A 25473-nucleotide genomic window follows, 5' to 3' on the forward strand; every position below is an offset into this window, starting at 1 on the left:
ATTTAAGCAAGTGTTTCATATCATTTTTCCAACTTTTTTATAATATATTCTTAACAAGCAGGTTAGCAGACCTCTAACCTGCTTGTCACGCAGTTAAGATAATGCGCTTTCAAGTTCTGGTAATGCATCAAATAAATCAGCCACTAAACCATAATCCGCCACTTGGAAAATAGGGGCTTCTTCATCTTTGTTAATCGCAACAATTACTTTCGAATCTTTCATGCCAGCTAGGTGTTGAATAGCACCGCTAATACCTACAGCAATATATAAATCTGGCGCTACAATTTTACCGGTTTGGCCTACTTGCATATCGTTAGGCACAAAACCCGCATCTACAGCAGCACGTGAAGCACCAATGGCAGCACCAAGTTTATCTGCAACTTTTTCGAGCAATACAAAATTCTCACCATTTTGCATACCACGGCCGCCAGATATCACTACCCGAGCGGCTGATAAATCAGGCCGCTCAGAAGCTGCAACTTGCTCACCGATAAAGCTTACTTTATTAGAAGAAAACACTTCATCTAACGTTTCAACTGAAGCACTGCCGCCTTCCGCTGCAACTGCATCAAATGCGGTAGCACGAACGGTTACTACTTTTATTTCTTCGGCGCATTGCACGGTGGCAATAGCATTACCGGCATAAATTGGGCGGCGGAATGTATCTGCCGATTCAACACCAATAATATCGGAAATTTGTGCAACATCGAGAAGCACAGCCACGCGAGGCATGAAGTTCTTACCGGTAGTAGTAGCAGGCGCTACGATATGGCTGTAGTTTTTTGCAATGCTAACTACCAGAGCGCTCACGTTTTCAGCTAACTGATGGCCATACGCGGCATTATCAGCATGCAATACTTTCGCTACGCCAGCTACTTTTGCTGCCTCTGCCGCAACATCTGCACTGCCTTCACCGGCAACTAAAACGTGAATATCATCGCCCATTGCCTGTGCAGCAGTAAGCGTTTTTAACGTGGCTGGGTTAAGGGCTTTATTATCGTGTTCGGCGACAACTAAAATGCTCATAATACTTTTGCCTCGTTTTTCAATTTCTCTACTAATTCTGCGATATCGGCTACCTTCACACCGGCACTGCGCTCTGCAGGTGCTTCAACTTTCAACACAGAAACCTTACTTTCGATACTTACACCTAACTCTTCTGGAGTTTTCACATCGAGTGGCTTGCGTTTCGCTTTCATAATATTAGGTAACGATGCATAACGCGGTTCGTTCAGGCGTAAATCGGTGGTTACAATGGCAGGTAATGTAAGTTCAACAGTTTGTAAGCCGCCATCAACTTCACGAGTAACCTGAACCTTATCACCGTCAACCACAACTTCTGATGCAAATGTGCCTTGCGGCATATCAGCCAGAGCTGCAAGCATCTGCCCAGTTTGGTTGTTATCAGAATCAATTGATTGCTTACCTAGAATCACCAACTGTGGTGCTTCTTCAGCTACGATTTTGTTCAAGATTTTAGCAACGGCTAAAGAATCTGGGGCAACCTCTGATTCAACGTGAATGCCACGATCAGCACCTAATGCCAAAGCCGTGCGAATCTGTTCTTGGCAAGCTTTCGGGCCAATAGATACCACCACAACTTCTTCCGCTACGCCCTTTTCTTTCAAACGCACGGCTTCTTCTACCGCGATTTCACAGAATGGGTTCAACGCCATTTTAACGTTGCTCAAATCAACATCCGATTGATCAGCTTTCACACGTACTTTGACGTTGTAGTCAATCACGCGCTTAACCGCGACCAAGATTTTCATAACATCTTCCTTCTGATAATTTCTGTATCGAAACCGATTTCAGGCTGCATTATGTAAAAGCAGCCTGCATGAAACAAGTGTTCTCGCTATAATGATAAAAATTTGCTGGCGTTGAGGTGTCAACTGAAACTGGCACCCTGTTCAAAACAGCACAATAAACCTGTAAAAAATGGCACTATGCACGCAAGTACTGATGCAAACGCCATTCCTGAGCAAGAACATAAACTTAAACCGTGAAGCCCTAAAATGCCGAACTCGAACACGCAAAACATGAATGCCATCACGAATGGTTCAGCTAATGGTTCAGCTACTGGCCTAGCCGTTGAAATTAACCCAGCGGCGGCCGAAATACTTAAAAAGCTACAGCAAAGCCCGCATTGGGAACAACGTTACCGTTATGTATTGGAACTCGCCAAAGGCTTGCCATCGGGCTCTGTTGAGCATACCCAAGCATTTGCTGTAAGTGGCTGCGAAGCGCCGGTATGGCTGAAAATCGAACAAACGGCTGATAATACACTACGTTTTCATGCCGATAGTAGTTCACGTTTAATTCGCGGCCTACTGGTGATTCTCTTAGCGCCTGTTCAAAACCAACCCGCAGCTTATATCTTATCATTTTCTTTTAATGATTGGCTGCAGTGCTGTGGTTTACAGCAACAACTTACGCCTTCGCGCAGTAATGGGTTATTTCATATTTGCCAACATGCAAAAGCTGTTGCAAAAACTTTTATTTAACTAAGGCTTTACTACCGCCAAAAAAGCTCTATCGGCGCTATAGCGCTTAGGATACTATTAAGAGCTTGGTGTTACTTTCGGTAATACCTTCTCTAATAAGCGCGCAGCAGCAAACAAACCAAAACTAGCAGTAACCATCATGCTGGCACCAAAACCAGTACTACAATCAATTCGTTGGTTATTTTCCCCTGGTTTTGCATAAGAAACACAACCTTCTGCATCTGGGTAGCGCAGCTGCTCGGTAGAATACACACAATCTATGGCAAATTTACGTTTAGGATTGCGGCTAAAACCATAATCTCGGCGCAACTGATTGCGCACTTTCGCCATCAGCGGATCTTGCGTTACTTTGGCAATATCAGCGATAGCAATTTTTGTTGGATCTATTTGCCCACCAGCTCCACCGGTGGTTATCACCGGCAATTTTTGCCGCTTACACCAAGCCAATAAGGCTACTTTCGCTTGCAAACTATCAATGGCATCGAGTACACCATCAGGCATCGGCGTTAAGCACTCAGAAATATTATCTTTGGTAATAAAATCATCAACGATATGCAGCTTGATATCGGGATTAATCGCGCGAATTCGCTCGGCCAATACTTCCGTTTTCAACTGCCCCACAGTATGCGTTAGTGCGTGTGATTGCCGGTTGGTATTACTCAGGCATACTTCATCGAGATCAATTAAAGTAATGTTACCAACACCGCTGCGCGCAAGCGCTTCAGCAGCCCACGAGCCAACACCACCAAGGCCAATAACCGCAATATGCAGCTTCGCAATTTGCCCTGCTTGGGTAGCACCGTAAAGCCGCTCAATACCACTAAAACGCCGCTGCCACTCTGTCATCGAGCTCATTTATGTTCCTATCTACAAAAAACGTGCACGTATTATATCGCAACAGGCGCTTTAATGTGGGCGTGTGGCTCGTACCCGCTTAATTCAAAATCATCAAAGCTGAAGGCAAAAATATCGTTAACTTCTGGATTCAATGTCATTTTCGGCAGCGGCCGAGGCTCTCGGCTCAATTGCAACTCCGCTTGCTCCATGTGGTTTGAATATAAGTGCGCATCACCTAGGGTATGAATAAAATCACCTGGTTCTAAACCACACACTTGCGCCACCATAAGCGTAAACAAAGCATAACTCGCAATGTTGAAAGGCACACCCAGAAAAATATCGGCACTGCGTTGATAAAGTTGGCAGCTGAGTTTGCCATCAGCTACGTAAAACTGAAATAAGGTATGGCATGGCGGTAAAGCTTGAAGGCCAGCTGCCGCATTTTCTTTCGGTGAATTTTTTGTATCAGGCAACAATGCCGGGTTCCACGCACTCACTAACAACCGCCGTGAATCTGGGTTGTTTTTAATTTGCGCAATTAAATCGCTTATTTGATCAATACTTTCGCCATTAGCGGCTGGCCAATTTCGCCACATTGCTCCGTAAACTGGGCCTAGCTCTCCACTTGCGGTTGCCCATTCATCCCAAATACTCACGCCATTTTCTTTTAAATAAGCAATATTGGTATCGCCCTGCAAAAACCATAACAGCTCGTGAATAATGGAGCGCAAATGGCACTTTTTAGTAGTTACCAGAGGAAAACCAGCACTTAAATCGAAACGCATTTGATAACCGAAAACACTTCGTGTGCCAGTGCCGGTGCGATCTTCTTTAAAGGTTCCATTTTCCATTACATGGCGCATTAAATCTAAATACTGACGCATAAATCACGGCCTCATTAATTCATTTAACTGGTTATCAATTCGTTTACTGATCAGCTTACGTTATTTCTTTCTCTTCGCTACACCGGCTTTCTTGTTCGCCGCTTTAGCCTTAGAAACGTTTTTACCCGCTACTTCTGCACTATGTTCAGCGAGCGGCTTCATGCCACCAAACTTACCTTGGTACGCCAGCACCATTAAGATAATGCCGCCAATAATCATCGGCAGTGAAAGCCACTGGCCCATGCTCATGATGCCCAAAATACCCAAATGGGCATCAGGCTCACGGAAAAACTCAGTTGTTATTCGTGCACTACCATAACCCACTAAAAATAGCCCCGAAACAGCGCCTACTGGCCGTGGCTTTCGGCTAAAGGCCCAAAGTAACAAAAACAATAACAGCCCTTCAGTGGCTGCCTGATAGAGCTGCGAAGGATGGCGCGGCAACAAACCAGCAGCTGGATTTGGAAATACCATAGCCCAAGGTACATCGGTTACCCGGCCCCAAAGCTCACCGTTTATAAAATTACCAATTCGCCCAGCACCCAAACCCACAGGCACCAAAGGTGCAACAAAATCACTAACCCGTAAAAAAGCTCGATTTTTCTTTATTGCGTAGATAAGCATCGCGCTGATTACGCCAAGAAGCCCGCCGTGAAAAGACATTCCTCCTTGGCTAAAGCGGAAAAACATGAGCGGATCGCCAAAAAAGCTAGATGTCTGGTAGAACAAGAAATAGCCTAAACGGCCACCGAGAATTAGCGCCAAAAAGCCCCAAAATAAAATATCTTGCCACTCTTCTGCCCGCCAGCCAGGCGTTCCTTCAGCGCGTTTGTTACCCCACCAATACGCAAATGCCGCACCTACGAGGTACATTAATCCATACCAATGCACCGCTAATGGGCCGATTGAAACCGCTACTGGGTCCCAGTTTGGAAATTGCAGAAAATCACCGTTCATGAAAATCCTTAAATTAATTCAAACGCAGCCAATGCAAGGCTCTTAAGCCTTCAAATTAACCACCAAAAAACAAATGAAGTGCCACGCTTATTAGTAATACCGCGAAACCACGTTGCAAATATCGTACCGGCAATTTATGTGCCACAGCAGCGCCCACTCGTGCAAAAATCATTGATGTAGCCGAAATTGCCAGCCAAGCTGGAAGATACACGTAACCAATTAAACCAGAAATTGCGGTTACCCCAATTGGAGGCCCGGCAAACATATAAGTTAACATGCCAAAACCCGATAACAGCACGCTACACACAGCCGCCACAGCTACCGCATTGCGCATTGCTACTTGGTAGAAATGTAGTAAGGGCACGATTAGCGCACCACCACCGATACCTACCAACGCAGAAATAATACCTATAGCGCCACCAAACGATTGCACGCCTAGTGGGTTTATTCGCCGATCTTCAGATCTTGGCCGATGCTTCCAAACCATATGAACGGCTAAAAACATCAGCATAATTGCAAATATGCGCTGCAATAATTCCGGCGGCAGCCGTGTGCCTAAAAAAGCTCCAATTAGGCCACCAGCGATCAACGTGGGCGAAATAAGTTTTACCCAATGCCACAACACATAGCCGCGCTTAGCATGCGCACGAGCGCTTGATAAAGTGGTGAGCATGATCGTTGCCAAGCTTGTACCGATAGCCGTAGGTACAATTATTTCAGGGGGCAGCCCCATTATTGGCAACAAATAAATTAGCAGCGGCACAATTAAGATGCCGCCACCAATGCCTAACATACCTGAGAGCAAGCCCGCAGCAACACCGCCTGCTAAGCAAATAAGTAAACTGAGTAACACTATTTACCCGCCCGAACAAAACCACCAAGGCCCAACGCTTCCAGTTTCAACCGCACAATTCGGCGCACTTGATCTGGGTGCGTACACTGCATCACCTTGCTCAGCAAAGTTTGCATAATTTCACTATCTAAATGGCGCAAAATCCACCGGGTTTTATCGAGGTTGTGAGTGCTCATGGATAGGCTCCTGTAGCCCATAGCCACAAGGATCAAAGCACCACCCGGATCACCCGCCATTTCACCGCAAATACTCACCGGCTTATTTAATTCTCGGCAGCGATCAACAATAAATTGCAGCGCATGTAACATCGCTGGATGAAATGAATCATACAAGCCCGCAACCCGAGAATTATTGCGATCTACCGCTAACAAATATTGAGTAAGATCGTTCGTTCCTACTGAAAAGAAATCAACTTTTTTTGCAACGGCTTCAAGCTGATAAAGTAATGCGGGCACCTCAATCATTACTCCAATTTTTGGCCGGCTTACTACCGCACCTGGTTGGCTTTGTAACAATTCATTGCGCACTTCAAAATAGGCTTGGTTAATTAAACGTATCGATTCATCTACCTCATCTAGCGTAGTAATCATCGGTAGTAAAATTTGTAGATTATCGAGGCCAATATTTGCCCGCAGCATCGCTCGCACTTGCACCAGAAAGATTTCTGGGTGATCGAGTGTCATACGAATGCCGCGCCAGCCTAAAAACGGATTATCTTCATGAATTGGAAAGTACGGTAACGGTTTATCACCGCCCACATCCAATGTACGCATAACTACCGGCAGCTGCCCAGTGCTTTCTAATACCGGCCGATAAAGATCGTATTGCTCTGCTTCGGTAGGAAAGCGCTCGCGCATCATAAAGGGTATTTCGGTGCGATAAAGGCCTATGCCCTCATAATGCCCAAGCCGCTGCTGATCATGTTCAACGTTCATACCCGCGTTAATTTGCAACGAAACCGCTATACCATCGAGAGTACAGGCTTCATCTTCACGGTGATCAGCAACCATTTCCGCAAGTTCAAATTCCTCACTGCGAAGAATTTCATATTCATGCATCAATTGCTGTGGTGGGTTTACGAATATTTCACCGCTGTAGCCATCAACAATTAAATGCTGATCAGCCAAATAACCGAGCGGCACTTGGCTAACACCAAATACAGCAGGAATACCCATACTCCTTGCCATGATCGCAGCATGGGAGTTTGCAGACCCCTGCAGAGATACTAGGCCTTGCAGTTTATTTCTAGGCACGCCAGCAAGCATGCTCGCGGTAACTTCTTCAGCAATTAAAATACAAGAATCGGGAAAGTTTGGTTTATTGCCATTTTTATCCTGCAAAAAGGATAAAATGCGTTGGCCTAAATCGCGAACATCTACCGCGCGTTCGCGCAGGTAGGAATCATCAAGGTCTTCAAATTTAGAAACGAAATCTTCAACAGCCATTTTAACTGCTGTTTGTGCCATCCAGCCGTCTTTTATTTTGTTCTCAACGGCATCGCCCAAGCTTGAGGCATCAAGCAAGCTTTGATAAACATCAAATATCGCTAGGGTATCCTCAGCAACATGCTCAGCCACTTGGTCGGCTAAAGTGCGTAACTCCATGCGAGTTTGCAACACCGCTTTACGGAATTTGTGAATTTCTCGCCACGGAAATTCAGTGCGCCTCGGCACCACTGAACTCAATGTGGCGGCAGGTTTACCAATAAAAGCTTCACCAATAGCCACACCCGGCGCACCCGGCAAACCTGTTAAGTTACGAAGCCAAGGCGAGTAGTGGCCACTTACTAACCCACGTGCTTCTGCATGCGCAATTACGGTGGCTAACTGAGCCGCTAAGGTAACTACAAAGGCTTCCTCTTCGGCAGAAAAAGCCCGTGCGTTGCGCTGTTGCGCTGCCAACACACCAAGCACTTTGCGTTGATGAATAATGGGTGCAACGAGCATAGCTCGGTAGGCTTCTTCCCCCACCGATTCAATTAATTTAAAATTCGGGTGTTCGCTGGCATTCGCGATATTCAGCGGCTCTTCACGCTGCGCCGCTAAGCTGATCAAGCCCTCGCCAAAGGCTAAGGTTACGCGGTCATTTTCATCTAAATTAAGGCCCTCGGTGGCCATCAAAATAAATTGCTGAGCATCGTGATCAGCTAGGTAAACACTACACACATCACTGCCTAGTGCCGCCCGAGCTTTTTGCACAATAAGCGCCAGCGCCGAATCTAAATCGGGCGCTTGGTTTACTGCCTCTACTATGCGTTGCAATACGGTTAGCATGGGTTACCGCTTACGTTTGAATCGTTTAGGGCGCGCTTTATGGCGAAATGGCATCACCACAGAAGAAAATTCTTTCATTACACGCCGATATACATCCCGTTTAAAAGCAACAACTTGGCGCACTGGGTACCAATATGAAACCCAGCGCCAACCATCGAACTCCGGGTGGCCTGATTGCAACACATCCACTTCCGATTCCGCACAAGTAAGCTTCAACAAAAACCATTTTTGCTTTTGGCCTATGCACACCGGCTTTGAACCTTTACGCACGAGACGTTTTGGGAGCCGATAGCGATACCAAGTTCTACTGGTATACACGATCTCGACTTGATCAGGCGTTAAGCCCACTTCTTCATATAACTCACGGAACATTGCTTGTTCAGGGGTTTCACCATCGTCAATACCACCCTGAGGAAATTGCCAGCTTTGCTGACCAAAGCGCCGTGCCCAAAATACTTGTCCCTGCTCGTTACATATCACTATGCCGACATTCGATCTATATCCCTCGGCATCAATCACGCGAGCATCCTCTTAATAAAGCTTTTCTTGATTCTTCCACAAACCCTCGCTTGCAGCAAATATCTTACGCTTTTACTATATCCACTATATTTAAAAAACGTTTGCATCTAAGGAGCAAATTCAGGTTGCCAAATCAATTCGAAAACCATGGCATTATACCCGCTAATGCCCCTCCAATGAATCAACAAGAGCTTATGGCGCGTGCTGAGCAGTTAATTGGACGCTCATTTCAAGAGCTCGCCGATATTGCCGGCGTTGCCGTGCCGAATAGCCTTCGCAATGCAAAAGGCTGGACAGGCCAATTACTTGAACTGTTTTTGGGTGCTAGCGCTGGTTCGCGAGCGGAGCAAGATTTCCCCGCTCTTGGTATTGAATTAAAAACTATTCCAGTGAATCTAAATGCCATGCCACTAGAAACAACCTACGTATGCATTGCGCCACTACTGGGATTAACTGGGGTAACTTGGGAACAAAGCAATGTTCGCAACAAACTTAGTAAAGTGCTTTGGGTTCCTATTGATGGCCGCCGCGAAATCCCTGTTGCTGAACGCACAGTGGGCTTGCCTCTACTGTGGCAACCTACAGCGGCACAAGAGCGTTTGTTACGAACGGATTGGGAGGAAATCACCGAGGCCATTATGTTGGGCCAAGTAGAAAGCATTACCGCAAGAACAGGGACCGCTCTGCAACTGCGCCCTAAAGCAGCGAATAGTAAAGCATTAACCGGCGCTGTTGGCCGCCATGGCCAGCCCATACAAACGCTTCCCCGAGGTTATTACCTAAAAAAGCAATTTACTCAACAAGTTCTAGCCGAAGGCCTTGGTTTACAGCTTTCTTAAACTGATGCTAACTAAACGCCAAAGCCGCATTTTGTTTCACTTCACTAGTTTAACTCCGCGGGAAATTGCGCTAAATTCAACAGTACTTACATTTTCGGGAATAATTAATCGGTGATAAACGAACAGCAACAGAAAGTAACTGGATGGCGAGAGTGGTTATCGCTACCTGATTTAGGCATTTCAGCCATTAAAGCCAAAGTAGATACTGGTGCTCGCACCTCTTGCCTGCATGCTTTCCGTATTGAGCCTTTTGATAAGAACGGCGAAGAGTGGTTACGCATTTGGGTTCACCCCATTCAAGATGATTTAACTGAACAAGTTGTCGAGGCGCCAATACTGGAACAACGTGCAGTTACCGATTCTGGCGGCCACACCGAGATTCGTTATGTAATTCGCACGCGAGTACGCGTTGGCTTTGGGCCTCGGGCCGAAGAATTTTATGCTGAATTTACCTTAACGAATCGTGATACAATGAAGTTCAGAATGCTACTTGGCCGCCAAGCTTTGAATGGCCGCTATTTAGTGAACCCCGAAGCTTCTTACTTACAAGGGAAACCAGCATGAGAATCGCTATTATATCGCGGAACAAGAATTTGTACTCAACTCGTCGATTGATTGAAGCTGGTGAAGCTAAAGGGCATGAAATGCATGTGCTCGATCCACTACGCTGCTATATGAATATCAACGCCAAAGAGCCAGAAATTCATATGCGTGGCAAAGAATTACCACAGTTCGATGCTGTTATTCCACGTATCGGCGCTTCAATTACGTTTTATGGTGCAGCTGTATTACGCCAATTCGAAATGATGGGCACCTACCCACTCAACGAATCGGTAGCCATCAGCCGCAGCCGCGATAAATTACGTTCGCTGCAACTACTATCGCGTAAAGGTATTGGCTTGCCAGTAACCGGTTTTGCCAGTAAGCCAAACGATATTCCAGATTTAATTGATATGGTTGGCGGTGCGCCTTTAGTTATTAAACTATTGGAAGGCACCCAAGGTATAGGTGTAGTGCTTGCTGAAACGCGCAAAGCTGCCGAGAGCGTTATCGAAGCTTTCATGGGCTTGAACGCACACTTTATGGTGCAGGAATATATCAAAGAAGCTGGTGGCGCTGATCTTCGTTGCTTCGTAATCGGCGATAAAGTGATTGCTGCGATGAAACGCCAAGCTAAACCCGGCGAATTCCGTTCAAATTTACACCGTGGCGGTAGCGCTACCTTGGTAAAATTGAGCCCTGCAGAGCGTTCTACCGCAGTTAAAGCGGCAAAAACAATGGGCTTAAACGTAGCCGGTGTTGATTTACTGCGCTCAAACCACGGCCCATTAGTAATGGAAGTGAATTCGTCACCAGGGCTTGAAGGTATTGAAACCGCAACTGAAAAAGATGTTGCCGCGCAAATTATTAGCTTTATTGAAAAAACCGCACAGCTTCATAAAACTCGAACTAAAGGTCGCGGCTAACCCGCGATCTTCTTTTAAGGTCTAACCTTCATGGCACGTAAACTTAGTAAGCCGTTTTTGTTGGGCGAAATATCGGTTGCCCCTGGAACTCAAGAACGGGTTCTTCTTCCCGCAGCACGCCTATATTCTGATACACCACTCGATTTACACGTTGAAGTATTGCATGGCAGTAAGCCCGGCCCTGTGCTGCTAGTGTGTGCAGCAATCCATGGCGATGAGCTGAATGGAATCGAAATATGCCGGCGTTTGATTCAAGATATCGATCCAGTGAACCTTACGGGTACCCTATTGTTAGTGCCGGTAGTAAATATGTTTGGGTTTATTCAGCAAACCCGCTATTTACCGGATCGCCGTGATCTCAATCGGTGTTTTCCTGGCTCTGAACGCGGCGCTCTTGGCAGCCGCTTAGCCTATTTGTTCCGCACCCAGTTGGTGGAACGGGCAAATTATATTATCGATTTGCACACCGGAGCTATTCATCGCAGTAACCTGCCGCAAATTCGCGTAAACATGGATAATGAAACAGCGGTTGAAATGGCCGAAGCCTTTAACAGCCCAGTTATTATGAACTCCAAAGATCGCGACGGTTCGTTACGCTCACAAGCATCAGAACTTAATATTCCATTGATTTTATATGAAGCCGGTGAAGCGTTGCGCTTCGATTATTCAGCAATACGCGCGGGTGTTAACGGCGTTACCAACGTTATGAAAATGCTGAAAATGATGAAAGGCCGGCGAACTCGTAAAAAAGTAACCCCGGTATTCGCACAGCGCTCAGTTTGGGTGCGCAGTGAGGGCGATGGCTTAGTGCTTGCTAAAGTTGAACTTGGCCAAACTGTTCATCGTGGCCAACTATTAGCCCACGTTGCACCTCCACATGGTGGCGAACATACATCGATTTATTCAATAGTAAGCGGCATTGTTATTGGTATAAGCAATATTCCAGTAAGCAACGAGGGCGAGGCTCTGTTTCACATTGCCTGTTTCGATGCCAATGAAATTCCGAATGCCACAGAAATGGTTGATATGTTTGTAGAAGCTTATCCAGATCGGCCAAGCTAATAGCCCGATCTAGTTAGCAATACCCAAGGTAAGCATCAGCATAGCAACACCGTAGCAAAAATCAGCAAAAGGCTCCCAATGTCTGTAGCAGCAACTAAGTTACTCGTTCGCCAAGCGAACCTTATACAAGCCCACCTCTCGCAAACCGATACGGGTGAGCGTTTGGTGCTGCTGGTGAACCCGAGTGCAGGCATGGCACAAGAGCTTGGCCACGCTGGCTTTTCTTGTATCAGTTGGGTTTTGAATGCGCAGGCGCTTTCTGCTCAAGCAAATGATTTAGAATTGTTTCAAGCACACCTAAGTGAACCACTTAAGGTTGCCGGAATAATTTTGAATATACCCAAGGAAAAGCAACTTACTCGCATGCTTCTAGCAAACTTGCGTGCTGTAGTTGCGGCAGCAACACCCATTTGGTTAGTGGGGCATAACGATACCGGTATTCGTTCATATTTGAAGCAAGAACATGCTGGGTGGCAAACGTTTAACAAGCTCGCCAGTGGTAACCACTGCCAATTACTAAGTGGAAGTTTGCAAGCGCAAGAAGCGTTCCAAAAAGAAGCTTTCATTAGCGAATATAATGTTGAACTAGCCAATAATAAAGAGCCAATAACACTTAAGGTTGCCAATTTGCCAGGGGTATTTAGTAGCGGCCACATAGATACCGGCACTCAATTGTTGTTGGAAAACTTACCCAGCAAAATTAGTGGCAGCGTGCTCGATTTTGGTTGTGGCGCTGGCATTATCAGCGCTTGGGTAGCCCTCCAGAACCCAAATATTAAGCTCAGTGCGGTAGATATTAGCGTGCTAGCCCTTGAAGCTACTAAAGCCACATTAGCAAACGCAGGTGTTGAAGCTAACGTATTTGCCAGCGATGGTTTAGCTAAAGTATCCGGGAAGTATGAATGGATTATCAGTAACCCACCGTTCCATTCCGGCAAACAAACTGATTATCAAATTACTCAGAATTTCATTCATGAAAGTAGCCAAAAGCTACAAGCGAATGGTTCACTGCTGATTGTTGCGAATACTTTTTTGCCTTACCGCGAAACACTGAGTAGCAATTTTAAGCAGGTAAACATTTTGGCGGAAACACCAAAATTCACAGTATGGTTAGCTACGCACCCAAAAAAAATAACGCAGGCAGAACATAATTAGCATGCACTTTAAATCAGCGAAAAGAGCAAATTAACATGGCGGAAAGCACGCAGAATTGGTCGCTAAGCAGCCGCCTCAACATTATCATTGCCGGTATTGTGGCTTTGGCAATGTTGCTATTTACTGCGCTTTCCACCTTGTTAGTTTCTGATTCTGAACGCCGTTCGCTCGTTAATAAAACCGAAGCATTAGCGCAACAGCTAGCCATACAGGCGAGCAATCACCCGTTAACTAATCAGTACACTGAACTCTTGTTCAGTGGCCTTTCAGCGTATGATTCTCTTGAGTATGTGCATCTCTATACCGTTCACGAAGAAGAGCGCTACCCAGTGCTCGCAAAAAGTTATATGGCTGCTGGCCGCTCTGTTTTGGCGCCGCAATCTGAACGCATTGAAAACTTACCCTCATATCAATTCGCCCTCGATTTCTTAGAAATTGCGCAGCCAATATTTAATGAAAATGAGCTTTCCGGCTATATCTATGTAAGAGCTTCGCTCGCCCAGATTCAGAGTGCACATCGCCGGCACATGTTAATCAGTATTGCAGCGTTTCTTATCGTTTTACTTAGTGTTTCTTTAAGCGTGCGGTTTTTTGTACGCACACTCGAATCTACGCTTTTGCGATTCAGCAGAACTATTGCCAACGCAAGCCAAGACCATAGTTTCGATATTGAAAGCGAACGTGAAATACCAGAAGAACTCTTCGATGTTCGTTTGCAAATTAAGCGGCTGGTAGAAAAATATCGACATGAAAAACGCTATGCCGAACATAGCGCGTTGCAGGCTCAACGTGCTAACGAAGAATTAGAAGCTGAAGTAGCTGAACGCACGCAAAGCTTATCTGAAGTAAATAGAAAGCTTACCAATGCACTAGAAACGCTACATAGCCATCAACGTAAACATTTAGAGCAAGATAAAATGGCATCGCTCGGCGATTTAATTGCCGGGCTTTCCCATGAACTAAATACTCCAATAGGGTCGAGCATTACCGCAACCAGTTTTGCTCAAGAGCAACAACAGCAAATACTGCGAGCCCTTAATAAAAAACAAATAACAGAAGCGCAATTAGCCGATTACCTTGAACAATCGGAACAAAGCCTCGAAGTTGTTATGCGCAACCTACGCCGCTGTTCTGATTTGATTCGGCATTTCCAAGAAATGGCTATGATGAATCGCACCGATACCCCAAAGCAAATTGCGCTTTCTGTGTTTTTACAGCGGTTACAACGTTCAGTTATAAATGAACGCGGATTACCAGCCCACATTGATATAAAGTTCGATTGCTCATGTGGGCAAAACGTGGTGAATTTGCGAGTACTCATTTTAGAACAGGTGCTGTTGGAAATTATTGATAACGCAGCCGTGCATGCGAGTATAAAGAATGAAGCCAATATTGCTCAGCCTTTGCTTATTTTGGTTTCTGTTCACCTTGATAAAGCGTTTCTAAATATCGAAATAAAAGATAATGGCTCCGGCATTGCACCTGAGTTGAAACAAAAAATATTCCAACCATTCATCACTACACGGCGGGCACAAGGTGATACCGGGCTTGGGCTATATCAAGTGTTTAACTGGGTAACACAACTATTGAATGGCGAGATTGAATGCGAAAGTATTCCCTACGTTCGCGGTGAAGAAGAAAGCCCACACGGCACTACTTTTTCAATTAAAATCCCTATATTGAATAAATAATATACAATTAGTATAAGATTTGTTAAAAACATACGAACTTGCTTGCATTTATTCGCTAAGAAAACTTATTCTTATAGGCTGCAATATAATTCATCAGCAGTTCTATTTCATTAGCAATTGAACGCGGAGATCAGAAAACAACATGGAACAAACAACGAACGTGAAACTTCTGATTGTGGAAGATGAGGTGGTTACCCGCCAAACACTAACGCGCTTATTTCAGCAAGAAGGCTATGAAGTATTTGATGCTGCAGATGGCCGCCAGATGGAACACATCATGGCGCAACAACAAATTGATATCATTATTATGGATGTTAATTTGCCGGGCCAAAGTGGATTAGAGCTGGCCGAATCATTACGTGAACAAAATAATATTGGGTTAGTATTCCTTACTGGCCGTGATAGCGATGAAGATCGCCTATTGGCACTCGAGCTGGGTGCTGATGATTACCTAATCAAACCTTACAACCCTCGTGAGCTTACGGTTCGTGTGCGCAATCTTGCACGCCGCATCGAGCAAATTAATGAGCCACGGGAAAACCAAGTTGAAGGTAGTAAGCAATACCACTTTAGCAATTGGATTTTAGATTGTGATAGCCGGTGTTTGTTCGCACCTGATAATAAAATGTTTCGCTTACCGAAAAGTGAATACCGCGCGCTTGAGTTATTTTTAACCCAGCCAGGTAAAATTCACGATCGCGATACTTTGGTGCGGAAAATGCTTGATCGTGAGTTGCGCCCAAATGATCGTACGGTTGATGTAGCAATTCGCCGTATTCGCCGGCATTTTGAAGCACACCCAGAAACACCAAACCTAATTACCACCATACATGGTGAAGGTTATCGCTTCGTGGGTGATGTAGAAATTAAAGTAGCTTCGTAATTGCAGATTGCCGCTAGCGATTAGCGGCCAACCATTCTGCAACAATGGCCGTATCTTCTGCATAGTAGAGCGGCCATTTTGCTATCTGCGCTTCCACTTCTGGCCATTGCCAACTTTCTTTTTCGATAAATTGCATTACTTCACCCAAACGTTGAAAACCGAGTGAACGGCAACTGCCTTTTATCTTGTGCGCTTGCGAACGAAGGCCTGCCTCGTTTTTGCTAGCCAATAGCTTCATAAGCTCAGCTTCATAATCAGGCAGCACCTCAAGAAACATCTGAAAACTATCGGCTATACCCTGCATTCCCAAAATGCCTTGATACTGCTTTAACAGCGCCCAATCAATATCGTTGGAATTTCCTGTACTCATGCAATCCAAATCCTCATGCCGTTACGTATTAAGCAACAATTAGTAAAGCCAAGTACCATACTGATACATGGTATATCTCACTTTACTACAGGCAGCTTTTGTTGCCTATCCTCAGTGCCTCCGTGAGAGCGCAACTGTTTTTATTTCTGGGGTGCCGTTTTTAGGTGCCTTGTTGTATAATTCGCGGTCACTTTTTTGATTTTACAATTGACTCGCATAACCTTGGCTGTAAGTTTTGGCTCGAAGGTTATTATTAAGCGGAGTAGTTTGAATGCCAACATCGATGCCAGATATCGCAAATCAAGCACAAGCTCATATCGAAGGAACCCTCGATTGGGTAGGTATGAGTAATATTGAAATGCCATTCATGGTTGCGAGCGAAAGCGGGTTACCACAACAAGTGGGAGCGCGCGTAGAAGCATTCGTAAGCCTCGACGATGCCAAAGCAAAAGGTATCCATATGTCGCGGCTATACTTAGCTGTCGATGAGCTTGCCAATGATGATGTACTCAGTGGTAGCAGCATTCGTAAGCTACTCGATTATTTTATCGAAAGCCATAATGATATTAGCAAGCAAGCACGCGTTTCCTTTTCATTCGAATACCTGCTGCGCCGCAAATCGTTGGTGAGTGGCAAGCAAGGCTGGAAAGGCTACCCAGTAACGATAAGCGCGGTTCGCAACGGCGATAAAACTGAACTTGAAATGCAGGTAGGTATTACCTATTCCTCTACTTGCCCATGTTCGGCGGCCTTAGCAAGGCAACTTATTCAACAAGCGTTTAAAAAACAGTTCGGCCACGATGATTTAAATCTTGATGATGTAGTGGCATGGCTCGGTACTACCGATGGTATCGTGGCTACTCCACACAGCCAACGCTCGTTAGCCGATATAAAAGTGAAGCTCAGTGAGAGTACTGATATCTTCCCTATCGTAGCGATGATCGATCGCGTTGAAGCCGCGCTGAAAACCCCAGTGCAAGCTGCTGTGAAACGTGAAGATGAGCAAGAATTTGCGCGCCTAAACGGCCAGAACTTAATGTTCTGCGAAGATTCGGCACGCCTGTTACAATACGAGCTGAATAAAAACTCGACAATTTTAGATTTTTGGATTCGAGTGAATCATTACGAATCCTTGCACGCACACGACGCAGTAAGTATTACAACAAAAGGAATTACTGGCGGATATCGCGCGTAATTTCCTGTATAATTCGGCGTCTATTTTTTAACTAAGCTAGCGTGAAATGAGCGTAATGAAATCTTACGATGTAATTGGCGTCGGGAACGCCTTGGTAGACCAAGAATTTAAAGTAACTGATGAATTTTTGGCGCGCCATAAAATTGAAAAAAGCATCATGACGTTGCTTGACGAACCACAACAACAGTTGCTTCTGAGTGAACTACACAAAGAGTTCAAACTTGAAAAACGGGTTGGCGGTGGTTCTGCAGCAAATAGCCTAGTAGCCTTTAGCCAGTTTGGTGGCAAGGCCTTCTATTGCTGCAAAGTAGCAAATGACGACGATGGTAACTTTTATCAGGCCGACCTTGAGCGTGCTGGCGTAAACACGCATTTGGTGAAACAAGACAACGATGGCCACACAGGAAAATGTGTAGTGATGGTTACCCCAGATGCGGAACGCACCATGTGCACTTTTTTGGGTATTACCATTGATTTCTCTAACGAAGAGCTTGAGCCTGCGGTAGTTGCCGATTCTCAGTATCTGTACATTGAAGGTTATTTGGCTACCTCAGAGATCGCTCGCAGCGCAGTTCGTGAGGCTCGTGAAGTAGCTGAAAAGAATGGTACCAAAATAGCGCTTACCTTCTCTGATTCCTCCATGGTGAAGTATTTCAAAGAAGGCTTAGATGAATTCCTTACGCAAGGTGTTGATATCCTTTTTTGTAATCAAGAAGAAGCCGAAATCTACACTGGCGTTGAAGGGTTAGAGCCAGCTATGAGTGCGTTACTTGACGTAGCGAAGCAGGTTGTTATCACGCGCGGTAAAGAAGGCGCTATTATTGGCACCCACGAGCATCGTATTCAAGTACCTGGTTTTAAAGTGAAAGCCATTGATACCAATGGTGCCGGCGATATGTTCGCAGGCGCATATTTATTTGGCATTACGCAGGGGTTAACACCTGCACAAGCTGGCACACTTGCTAGCCGCTCGGCAGCAGAAGTTGTGAGTAACTACGGGCCTCGTTTGAGTACCGACACGCAGCAACAAATTCTGGAAGAATTAAATCTTGCTGAACAAGTTTCAGCATAAATTCAAATTTGTAGATACGAGAGAGTATAATGACTTCTTTTCAAGATTATAAAGTAGCTGATATTAACCTTGCGGATTATGGCCGCAAAGAGATTCGAATTGCAGAATCAGAAATGCCAGCATTAATGGCTATTCGCCGTAAATATTCAGCAGCCAAGCCATTAAAAGATGCACGCATAATCGGCTGCATCCACATGACGATCCAAACGGCAGTGCTCATTGAAACTCTTATTGAGTTGGGCGCGGAAGTTCGTTGGTCTTCGTGTAATATCTTCTCAACACAAGATCATGCCGCCGCAGCTATGGCCGCAGCTGGTGTTCCAGTTTTTGCTTGGAAAGGCGAAACTGAAGAAGAATACGAATGGTGCCTAGAGCAAACCTGTAAGAAAGATGGCGAGCTTTGGAATGCCAACATGATTCTTGATGATGGCGGTGATTTAACCCTACTCATCCACGAACAGTTCCCAGAAATGCTCAATAACATTCATGGTATTACCGAAGAAACCACTACAGGTGTTCACCGTTTATTAGAAATGTTGAAGAAAGGCACTTTGAAAGTTCCTGCCATTAACGTGAATGATTCTGTAACGAAATCAAAAAATGATAATAAATACGGTTGCCGCCACTCGCTAAACGATGCGATTAAGCGCGCTACCGATCACTTATTATCAGGTAAGAAAGCTTTAGTAATCGGCTATGGCGATGTTGGTAAGGGTTCTGCTGCATCACTACGCCAAGAAGGCATGATTGTTAAAGTAACTGAAATCGACCCAATTTGCGCAATGCAAGCATGTATGGATGGCTACGAAGTAGTTTCTCCATACATCAATGGCGTAAACGCTGGCGATGGCTCAACTATTAATAAAGAATTGTTGGGTAACACCGATTTAATCGTTACCACCACAGGTAACGTGAACGTGTGTGATCAATATATTCTTGCGGCACTGAAAAACGGTGCTGTAGTTTCCAACATTGGCCACTTCGATAACGAAATCGATACCGCGTTCATGCGTAAAAACTGGCGCTGGGAAGAAGTGAAAGCACAGGTACACACCGTGTTCCGTTCTGATTCAACAGATGATTATTTAATTCTGCTATCAGAAGGCCGTTTGGTGAACTTGGGTAATGCTACTGGCCACCCAAGCCGCATCATGGATGGCTCTTTTGCTAACCAAGTATTAGCGCAAATTCATTTATTTGAGAAGAAGTATGCTGCCATGTCGGCTGCTGATAAGAAGCAAAACTTAACGGTAGAAGTATTGCCGAAGCAGCTTGATGAAGAAGTAGCGCGTTACATGGTTGAAGGTTTTGGTGGTGTGATTACTAAAATGACGTCACAACAATCAGAATATATCGGCGTGCCGGTTGAAGGCCCGTTCAAGCCTGATGAATACCGCTACTAAAATTTAGCGCAAGGTTTAGCTTCGAGAACGAAAGTAAACTATTGTACGAAAAGGTGAGCACTTGGTTGCTCACCTTTTTTTATGCGCGGTATAATGCTCGCCCATTTTCAAGGAAGTTTGCTATGACAACCGATTCCCCTCGCCTTTCTTTTCGTCCGCTCACCGAAGCTGATTTTGCTGATGTTATTGAGCTTGGCAATAAAGTGCACGGCGACAATTACCTAACCCCTGAGAATTTGGAAGATTATTTTCTACGTGGGCAAACTGAAAATGGCCGTAACCTGCATTGGTTAGCGTTTAGCGATGACAAGTTGGCCGGTATTCGGCTCACGTTTGCACCCGGGAAATGGGATATTGATAAATATTGCACACCTAGCGCATGGCCATTCGCGGCAGAAGAGCTCTGCTACTTTAAATGTTCAGCGGTTGATCATGAAGTACAAGGTGGTGGCATCGGCAAATCGTTGCTCATGCATTCAATTGTAGAAGCGCAAGGTGCGGGCTGCAAAGGTGGGCTTGCCCATATTTGGCGACAAAGCCCAAACAATAGCGCGTTCGAATATTTCTCACGCTGCGGCGGCGAATTAATAGCCGATCATGGCAAGCGGTGGCTGCAATCATCTCTCGAAGAGGGCTATTACTGCCCTGTGTGTGATGGTGATTGCTACTGCACAGCAGCAGAAATGCTATTGCGCTTTTAGTAGCATTTCCGCCCCAGTTTACTTCTTAAACTTATCAAAGCTGTACATCGCGCGCAGTGCTAAACGCCGGGCTGACGCGAACGGATAGCGAGGTAATCCTGATTGGTAGAACGGTAAATCAGGCACCCCCTCGCCATTGCAATATTGCGCTAGGCGTTTTCCCGCCAAACTCGCAAAAGCAACGCCAGCGCCACAATATCCGGCGCTGGTGTAAACGCCTATCGCCGGAGAAAATACGCGCGGCATAGAATCAAGCGCCACACTTATCCAACCACTCCAAAAATAATCTGCATGTAAATCGGTAAGTTCCGGAAAAGTAGCGGCCAACGCTTTTTCCATACGTAGCTTTTGTCCAGCATCGTCGGCATGCCTACCTTCTACTGCGCCGCGGCCACCGAAAAGAATTCGGCCATCCGGTAGCAACCGGTAATAGTATTTTAGTGTGCGCGTATCCATCACCAAATCATTAACTTTTAAGCCACAATATTGCTGCTCGGCAGCATTTAGTGGCCGCGATACCAAAATGCTAGACAGGACAGGGAATTGACGCCTACTCAAATCAGGAAAAGGCTGCTGAGGTAAGTAGCCGTTGCTGCACACTAATACCTGATCACATTTGATTTCATGGCCGCCAGCAATAAGCCTGTGTTTACCCATGCTGGGTATCCACTTCGTTACAGGGTGGCCCGTAACAATCGTTACGCCTGCTCGCTGTGCTAGGCGCAAATAAGCACCCGTTAACGCTCGTGGGTTAACCGCAGCGGCTGGGGTAAGGGCCAACCCACCATGTTTCCATTTAAGGCCTGGTAGTTGTTCATGTTGCTGTTCTGGGCTTAACCATTCAGCGTTTAATAGTGTATTGGCATACGCGGGTTGTTGGCGCTGAAGCATTGCGGCTGCTTTGGCGTTATGGCCGAGGCGTAAGTATCGCGCATCGATTAATTCGCAAGGCCAATCTGAATCGGCTACCGAAGCCTTCACATGCTCAATGCTTGCAGCAAATTCGTTTTGCACCGCGCGGGCAACCTCATCGCCATATTTACTTGCATAGTCGCTGTACCCCAACCTGCCAGTACCAGGCAACAAAAAGCCGGCATTGCGGCTGCTCGCTCCAGCACCCACGCCACCGGCATCAAGCAACACAACACTGCGTTGCTGTTGCTGTGCAATTTCAATCGCAGCATTAAGCCCTGTGTACCCAGCGCCGATAACTACAACGTCGGCATCGCTTGGTAACGCCACCGCATTCGTATCTGGGAAAGGCGTTACTGCAGCCCAATATGAAGCAATACCAAATTCGTGAAAAGCCGGGATATCCCGGCTTTTTAACGGATCATACACAACTGCCTCCTAGAGGCCAAAAACCACTTTTTCGCTGCGCAGCATTTTTGTTACCACCGCTACCAACACTGCGGTTACTGCCAAGGTAACGCCGGCGCCGCCAAGTACCATTAGCCAGTTAATGTCTTGTCCACCAATGGTAGCAAGCAAAACCTGATGTTGCGAAGTTACCGGCAACATTGCCAACGCAGGGTGCTCAAAGCGGGTAAATTCAACGGCGAATATTACCGCTACTGGAATAAACATCACCAACGAGATATAAGTTTGGGCTTCTTTGAATGATTTTGCGCGAAAACTTACAAACAACTGCAAGATACTCGCAAACGCTGCAAGCGGAATAAGCACCAATATCATGCCTGCTTGATCCAACCAACTCATACCGAAATCTATACCGAGCTTTTCTAGCGGCACAAACACAAACACTAGCGGAATTAACAAGATACTTAATACTCCCCCGAACAGAGCAAAGGTTCCTGCCGCTGCCGCCTTCGCCATCACTAACCAATGCGTGGCTACGGGTTGCGCTAATAGAAACTCAAGCGAGTTTCTCTCGCGTTCGCCGGCGCTGCCATCAATAGCCACATTCATTCCCGAAAAGAAAATAGCCATCAACACAAACACCATCACCGTGCCTAAAATCATCGCGGCACGCGCTTCTTTTGTAGCGGTATCTTGCTTATCAATGCGGATAGGCGAAATTACATCCGCGCTAATCCCGCGCAAGGTTAATCTATGGCTAGCAATAGTATTGTTGTATTCGCGTAACGCACTCTCTAAGCGGCTGCGATGGCTGCCATCGCTACGTTCTGAATAATCTGAACGCACCGTGATATAAATAGGTTTTGCACTGGCGATGTTTTCTTCGTAATTCTCTGGGATCTCTAAGTAAATTTCACGAGCAGTATTTTCTTCATCACCCGCAAAAATTCTTCGATCACCAAGAAAATCCACCAACGCCGGAGCATATTGCGCGCCATCAATATGCACATACACATCACGCTCAGAAACGGCATCTTTAATTACCATCATGAAGGCTACAGCCATCATAATAGGTCCAAAGAGCGCATAGCTCATTGCTGCCATTAGTGAACGCTTATCACGCAAGGCGTCCGTCATTTCTTTTAGCCAAACCGTCATAAATACTGATTTCATAGCATAATGCCCTCTTCAGTTCCGATTAACTGCACGAAGGCTTCTTCAAAGCTCTCTTGCCCTGTTCTTGCACATAGTTCAGCTGGGCTACCTTCAGCCACCACTTGCCCTGCCACCATAATCACTACCCGATCACAAAGTGCGGCTACTTCTTGCATTACATGGCTAGAAAATAAAATACAGCGCCCTTGTGCCTTAAGCCGGAATAATAACTCACGCAAAATACGCGTGCTCATTACATCTAAGCCGCGGCTTGGCTCATCTAAAATTAAGTTTTGCGGCTGATGAACAATCGCTTGCCCAAGCGCAACCTTCATTCGTTGCCCCTGAGAAAAACCACCGGTGCGGCGATCGGCAATATCGTTCATATCCAAATCATCAATTACTCGCTGCACCGCTACTTTGCGCTCTTCACCATGCAAACCGTGTAAGCCAGCAAAATAAGCGATATGTTCACGGGCACTTAAACGTTCTTGCAAGCCGAATTTATCCGGGAAGATACCAATGCGTTTGCGCACAGCAATCGGCGCTTTCGATGCATCAATATTATCTACTTGAGCACTGCCAACATCGGGGTGAATTAAGCCATAAATGCTGCGTAAACAAGTAGTTTTACCGGCACCATTAGGCCCAAGTAAACCAGTTATCTCGCCATCATTGGCTTGAAATGAAAGCCCTTTCAGCGCCTTTACATCTTTATATGCTTTTTCTAATCCGCTCGTTACTATCATGGCTTACATCCCCGCCGCATTAACGTTACGTAAGAATGGCAACATACGCGTGCGTGCCAAACAAGAAGCATCAACCGCTTTACTCGGGTCTTCTAAAAACTGAGCAATCAAACGGTTAGCGCAGGTGTGGCTCATAATAGTGTGGCCACCGAATTCAGCAACAAGGTGTTGCGAGTTAGATAAGGTTTCCGCGGCAATTTCTGCCCATTCAGGTGGCGTTACCGGATCTTGTTCACCCGAAAGTAGTAAAGCAGGAATATCACTTACTACCGGTTCTGCATGGCGGTTATCAGGCAATGGCTGCACTGGCCAGCCGGCACACATACTTACAAAATCTTCGCCTGTACTGCCGCCAATGAAGCGGTTATCACCATCACGTGCGAGTAGCTCGGCATCAACTCGTGGCATATCTTCCTGGCACAATACCGACACTAACAAACCGGTGTACAGTGGCGAATCCGCATCAAAAGCACCAATAAGCCCCGCAAGCGGACGCCAATTACCATCATTGGCTTCACTAATCACAATCGGAATTAACTGGCGAGTGCGCGGCGAATATAGAGCGGTTCTTAAAATCCCAGCTAATCGTTTCGCTGTCATCAATACTTCGCGAGTTTCATCGCTGCGGGCATCTTGCATCGTCATAAACTCTGGCTCAGCTAGCAAACGCTCACGCAACGCATAATATTTTTCATCAATAGCACCGAAACGCTCAACACAAGCGCTATCGTTGTTGCAATCGCTTACCATTAAATCGAAAGCGCGCTGGCTATAGGAACCAAACGGGCCTACCACCACTTGCGTAGGTGCCACACCATCAAGCACTACACTGCGCAGTGCGGCAGGCGCTTCACGCATCCACACTAGCGCGGCACGAGTACCATAAGAGCCGCCATATAGATTAATTTGCTGATAACCTAGCGCTTTGCGCACCATTTCAAAATCACGAATCGCATTTACGGTACTGTATTGCTGAAAATCAACATCAAATTCTTCAGCACATTTCGCCATGTTCGCCACTAAATCAATTTGGTCATCGGGCAACAACAATTCTTCCAGAGCAGAAATTTCGCATTGCAGTGGGCCTGATTTGCCGGTTCCACGTTGATCAACTAACACTACATCGCGGCGTTGGCGTACATCTTGGAATATTCGGTCGATCAAACCTGAAAGTTCTGTTGCCGCTTGCCCAGGGCCACCGGCAAGAAAAAACAACGGGTCGTTAGCCGCACCAGAGCTTACAGCTGGCAGCCGAACGATATTAAGTTCGATTTGTTTGCCATTTGGCGCATCATGATTTTCTGGAACAGAAAGAACACCACATTCAACTTGCTCCGATAACCCACGTATGTGGCAGGCTTCAAGTTGCAATGAGTTATTGCTCGTAGTGCGTGTTTCTGAAGATTGTGTTTCGGTTGTTTGCGCATTTACCGGATGTGCACTTAAAGTAAGGCACGCAGCAAAAGCAAACACCAGTTTTACCGGGGTAAGCGTTTTCATTTTTATTCTCTCTTTTTATGCGCTAGCGCTACAAGGTGTTTTACCGATTTTGCAGAACTACTGCAATAGCTGTTTACATTCG

25 protein-coding genes are annotated in these 25473 nt (G+C 45.9%); 12 read left to right on the top strand and 13 right to left on the bottom strand.

The annotated features are described in order from the left end of the window. Positions 1–93 precede the first annotated feature (93 nt). Together A28LD_RS08770 and A28LD_RS08775 are read right to left on the bottom strand one after the other, a co-directional pair. Positions 94–1026 (bottom strand): electron transfer flavoprotein subunit alpha/FixB family protein, encoded by a 933-nt coding sequence (locus A28LD_RS08770; RefSeq protein WP_007420724.1) that lies wholly within the window; start codon positions 1024–1026, stop codon positions 94–96. Next, positions 1023–1772, bottom strand: a complete 750-nt coding sequence (locus tag A28LD_RS08775; protein WP_007420725.1) for an electron transfer flavoprotein subunit beta/FixA family protein — start codon at positions 1770–1772, stop codon at positions 1023–1025. The genes A28LD_RS08770 and A28LD_RS08775 overlap by 4 nt, the downstream gene beginning before the upstream one ends. A gap of 246 nt (positions 1773–2018) precedes the next feature. Here A28LD_RS08775 and A28LD_RS08780 point away from each other — a divergent pair, with 246 nt between their 5' ends. Beyond that, positions 2019–2507 (top strand): SufE family protein, encoded by a 489-nt coding sequence (locus A28LD_RS08780; protein ID WP_007420726.1) that lies wholly within the window; start codon positions 2019–2021, stop codon positions 2505–2507. A gap of 57 nt (positions 2508–2564) precedes the next feature. Here A28LD_RS08780 and tcdA read toward each other — a convergent pair whose 3' ends face one another. Genes tcdA through rppH form a run of 6 tightly spaced genes read right to left on the bottom strand, consistent with a single transcriptional unit; the run spans position 2565 to position 8830 of the window. Beyond that, positions 2565–3353: a tRNA cyclic N6-threonylcarbamoyladenosine(37) synthase TcdA gene (gene tcdA, locus A28LD_RS08785; RefSeq protein WP_040487265.1), complete on the bottom strand. Its 789-nt coding sequence runs from the start codon at positions 3351–3353 to the stop codon at positions 2565–2567. 41 nt (positions 3354–3394) lie between these two features. Next, complete coding sequence (locus A28LD_RS08790; RefSeq protein WP_007420728.1) at positions 3395–4228, bottom strand: thymidylate synthase; 834 nt, start codon at positions 4226–4228, stop codon at positions 3395–3397. Positions 4229–4288: 60 nt separating this feature from the next. Continuing rightward, positions 4289–5185, bottom strand: coding sequence for a prolipoprotein diacylglyceryl transferase (gene lgt / locus A28LD_RS08795; protein ID WP_007420729.1), 897 nt, complete (start codon positions 5183–5185; stop codon positions 4289–4291). Between the two features lie 55 nt (positions 5186–5240). After that, complete coding sequence (locus A28LD_RS08800) at positions 5241–6038, bottom strand: sulfite exporter TauE/SafE family protein (protein ID WP_007420730.1); 798 nt, start codon at positions 6036–6038, stop codon at positions 5241–5243. Then, complete coding sequence (gene ptsP / locus A28LD_RS08805; RefSeq protein WP_007420731.1) at positions 6038–8311, bottom strand: phosphoenolpyruvate--protein phosphotransferase; 2274 nt, start codon at positions 8309–8311, stop codon at positions 6038–6040. The genes A28LD_RS08800 and ptsP overlap by 1 nt, the downstream gene beginning before the upstream one ends. Before the next feature lie 3 nt (positions 8312–8314). Then, positions 8315–8830: an RNA pyrophosphohydrolase gene (gene rppH, locus A28LD_RS08810; protein WP_007420732.1), complete on the bottom strand. Its 516-nt coding sequence runs from the start codon at positions 8828–8830 to the stop codon at positions 8315–8317. A 176-nt stretch (positions 8831–9006) separates the two neighbouring features. Between rppH and mutH the strand changes: the two genes are divergently transcribed. From mutH to arcA, 7 genes are all read left to right on the top strand, one after another. Beyond that, positions 9007–9669 carry a DNA mismatch repair endonuclease MutH gene (mutH, locus tag A28LD_RS08815; RefSeq protein WP_040487267.1) on the top strand — a complete coding sequence of 221 codons (663 nt, stop codon included), beginning with the start codon at positions 9007–9009 and terminating at the stop codon, positions 9667–9669. A 111-nt stretch (positions 9670–9780) separates the two neighbouring features. Further along, a complete protein-coding gene (locus A28LD_RS08820; protein ID WP_007420734.1) occupies positions 9781–10233 on the top strand; it encodes an ATP-dependent zinc protease family protein in 453 nt (150 codons plus the stop codon). Then, positions 10230–11135: a 30S ribosomal protein S6--L-glutamate ligase gene (gene rimK / locus A28LD_RS08825; protein WP_007420735.1), complete on the top strand. Its 906-nt coding sequence runs from the start codon at positions 10230–10232 to the stop codon at positions 11133–11135. Before A28LD_RS08820 ends, rimK begins: the two co-directional genes overlap by 4 nt. Before the next feature lie 30 nt (positions 11136–11165). Continuing rightward, entirely contained in the window at positions 11166–12197 is a 1032-nt protein-coding gene (locus A28LD_RS08830; RefSeq protein WP_007420736.1) for a succinylglutamate desuccinylase/aspartoacylase family protein, read from the top strand. Positions 12198–12275: 78 nt separating this feature from the next. Next, positions 12276–13352: a methyltransferase gene (locus A28LD_RS08835; RefSeq protein WP_007420737.1), complete on the top strand. Its 1077-nt coding sequence runs from the start codon at positions 12276–12278 to the stop codon at positions 13350–13352. Positions 13353–13387: 35 nt separating this feature from the next. After that, on the top strand, positions 13388–15043 hold the full coding sequence (locus A28LD_RS08840; RefSeq protein WP_007420738.1) for a sensor histidine kinase: 1656 nt from the start codon (positions 13388–13390) through the stop codon (positions 15041–15043). Between the two features lie 142 nt (positions 15044–15185). Beyond that, on the top strand, positions 15186–15926 hold the full coding sequence (gene arcA / locus A28LD_RS08845) for a two-component system response regulator ArcA (protein WP_007420739.1): 741 nt from the start codon (positions 15186–15188) through the stop codon (positions 15924–15926). Between the two features lie 13 nt (positions 15927–15939). On the opposite strand, the gene A28LD_RS08850 is transcribed toward arcA, so the two are convergent. After that, positions 15940–16296 carry an Hpt domain-containing protein gene (locus tag A28LD_RS08850; protein WP_007420740.1) on the bottom strand — a complete coding sequence of 119 codons (357 nt, stop codon included), beginning with the start codon at positions 16294–16296 and terminating at the stop codon, positions 15940–15942. A gap of 271 nt (positions 16297–16567) precedes the next feature. Between A28LD_RS08850 and folE2 the strand changes: the two genes are divergently transcribed. The 4 genes from folE2 to A28LD_RS08870 all read left to right on the top strand — a co-directional run bounded on the left by folE2 (position 16568) and on the right by A28LD_RS08870 (position 20667). Beyond that, a complete protein-coding gene (gene folE2 / locus A28LD_RS08855; protein WP_007420741.1) occupies positions 16568–17491 on the top strand; it encodes a GTP cyclohydrolase FolE2 in 924 nt (307 codons plus the stop codon). 46 nt (positions 17492–17537) lie between these two features. Beyond that, positions 17538–18563 carry an adenosine kinase gene (locus A28LD_RS08860; RefSeq protein WP_237704258.1) on the top strand — a complete coding sequence of 342 codons (1026 nt, stop codon included), beginning with the start codon at positions 17538–17540 and terminating at the stop codon, positions 18561–18563. Between the two features lie 29 nt (positions 18564–18592). Further along, positions 18593–19966, top strand: coding sequence for an adenosylhomocysteinase (gene ahcY / locus A28LD_RS08865; protein ID WP_007420743.1), 1374 nt, complete (start codon positions 18593–18595; stop codon positions 19964–19966). A 122-nt stretch (positions 19967–20088) separates the two neighbouring features. Continuing rightward, complete coding sequence (locus A28LD_RS08870; protein ID WP_007420744.1) at positions 20089–20667, top strand: GNAT family N-acetyltransferase; 579 nt, start codon at positions 20089–20091, stop codon at positions 20665–20667. Positions 20668–20685: 18 nt separating this feature from the next. On the opposite strand, the gene A28LD_RS08875 is transcribed toward A28LD_RS08870, so the two are convergent. The 4 genes from A28LD_RS08875 to A28LD_RS08890 are packed head-to-tail and all read right to left on the bottom strand — an operon-like array spanning position 20686 to position 25391. Beyond that, positions 20686–22008: an NAD(P)/FAD-dependent oxidoreductase gene (locus tag A28LD_RS08875; RefSeq protein ID WP_007420745.1), complete on the bottom strand. Its 1323-nt coding sequence runs from the start codon at positions 22006–22008 to the stop codon at positions 20686–20688. A 9-nt stretch (positions 22009–22017) separates the two neighbouring features. Then, positions 22018–23160: an ABC transporter permease gene (locus A28LD_RS08880; RefSeq protein WP_007420746.1), complete on the bottom strand. Its 1143-nt coding sequence runs from the start codon at positions 23158–23160 to the stop codon at positions 22018–22020. After that, positions 23157–23891 carry an ABC transporter ATP-binding protein gene (locus A28LD_RS08885; RefSeq protein ID WP_007420747.1) on the bottom strand — a complete coding sequence of 245 codons (735 nt, stop codon included), beginning with the start codon at positions 23889–23891 and terminating at the stop codon, positions 23157–23159. Before A28LD_RS08885 ends, A28LD_RS08880 begins: the two co-directional genes overlap by 4 nt. A gap of 3 nt (positions 23892–23894) precedes the next feature. Beyond that, positions 23895–25391, bottom strand: coding sequence for an alpha/beta hydrolase (locus tag A28LD_RS08890; protein WP_007420748.1), 1497 nt, complete (start codon positions 25389–25391; stop codon positions 23895–23897). Between the last annotated feature and the right edge of the window lie 82 nt (positions 25392–25473).

Origin of the sequence: Idiomarina sp. A28L (assembly GCF_000218785.1) — a bacterium.
GTDB lineage: Bacteria > Pseudomonadota > Gammaproteobacteria > Enterobacterales > Alteromonadaceae > Aliidiomarina.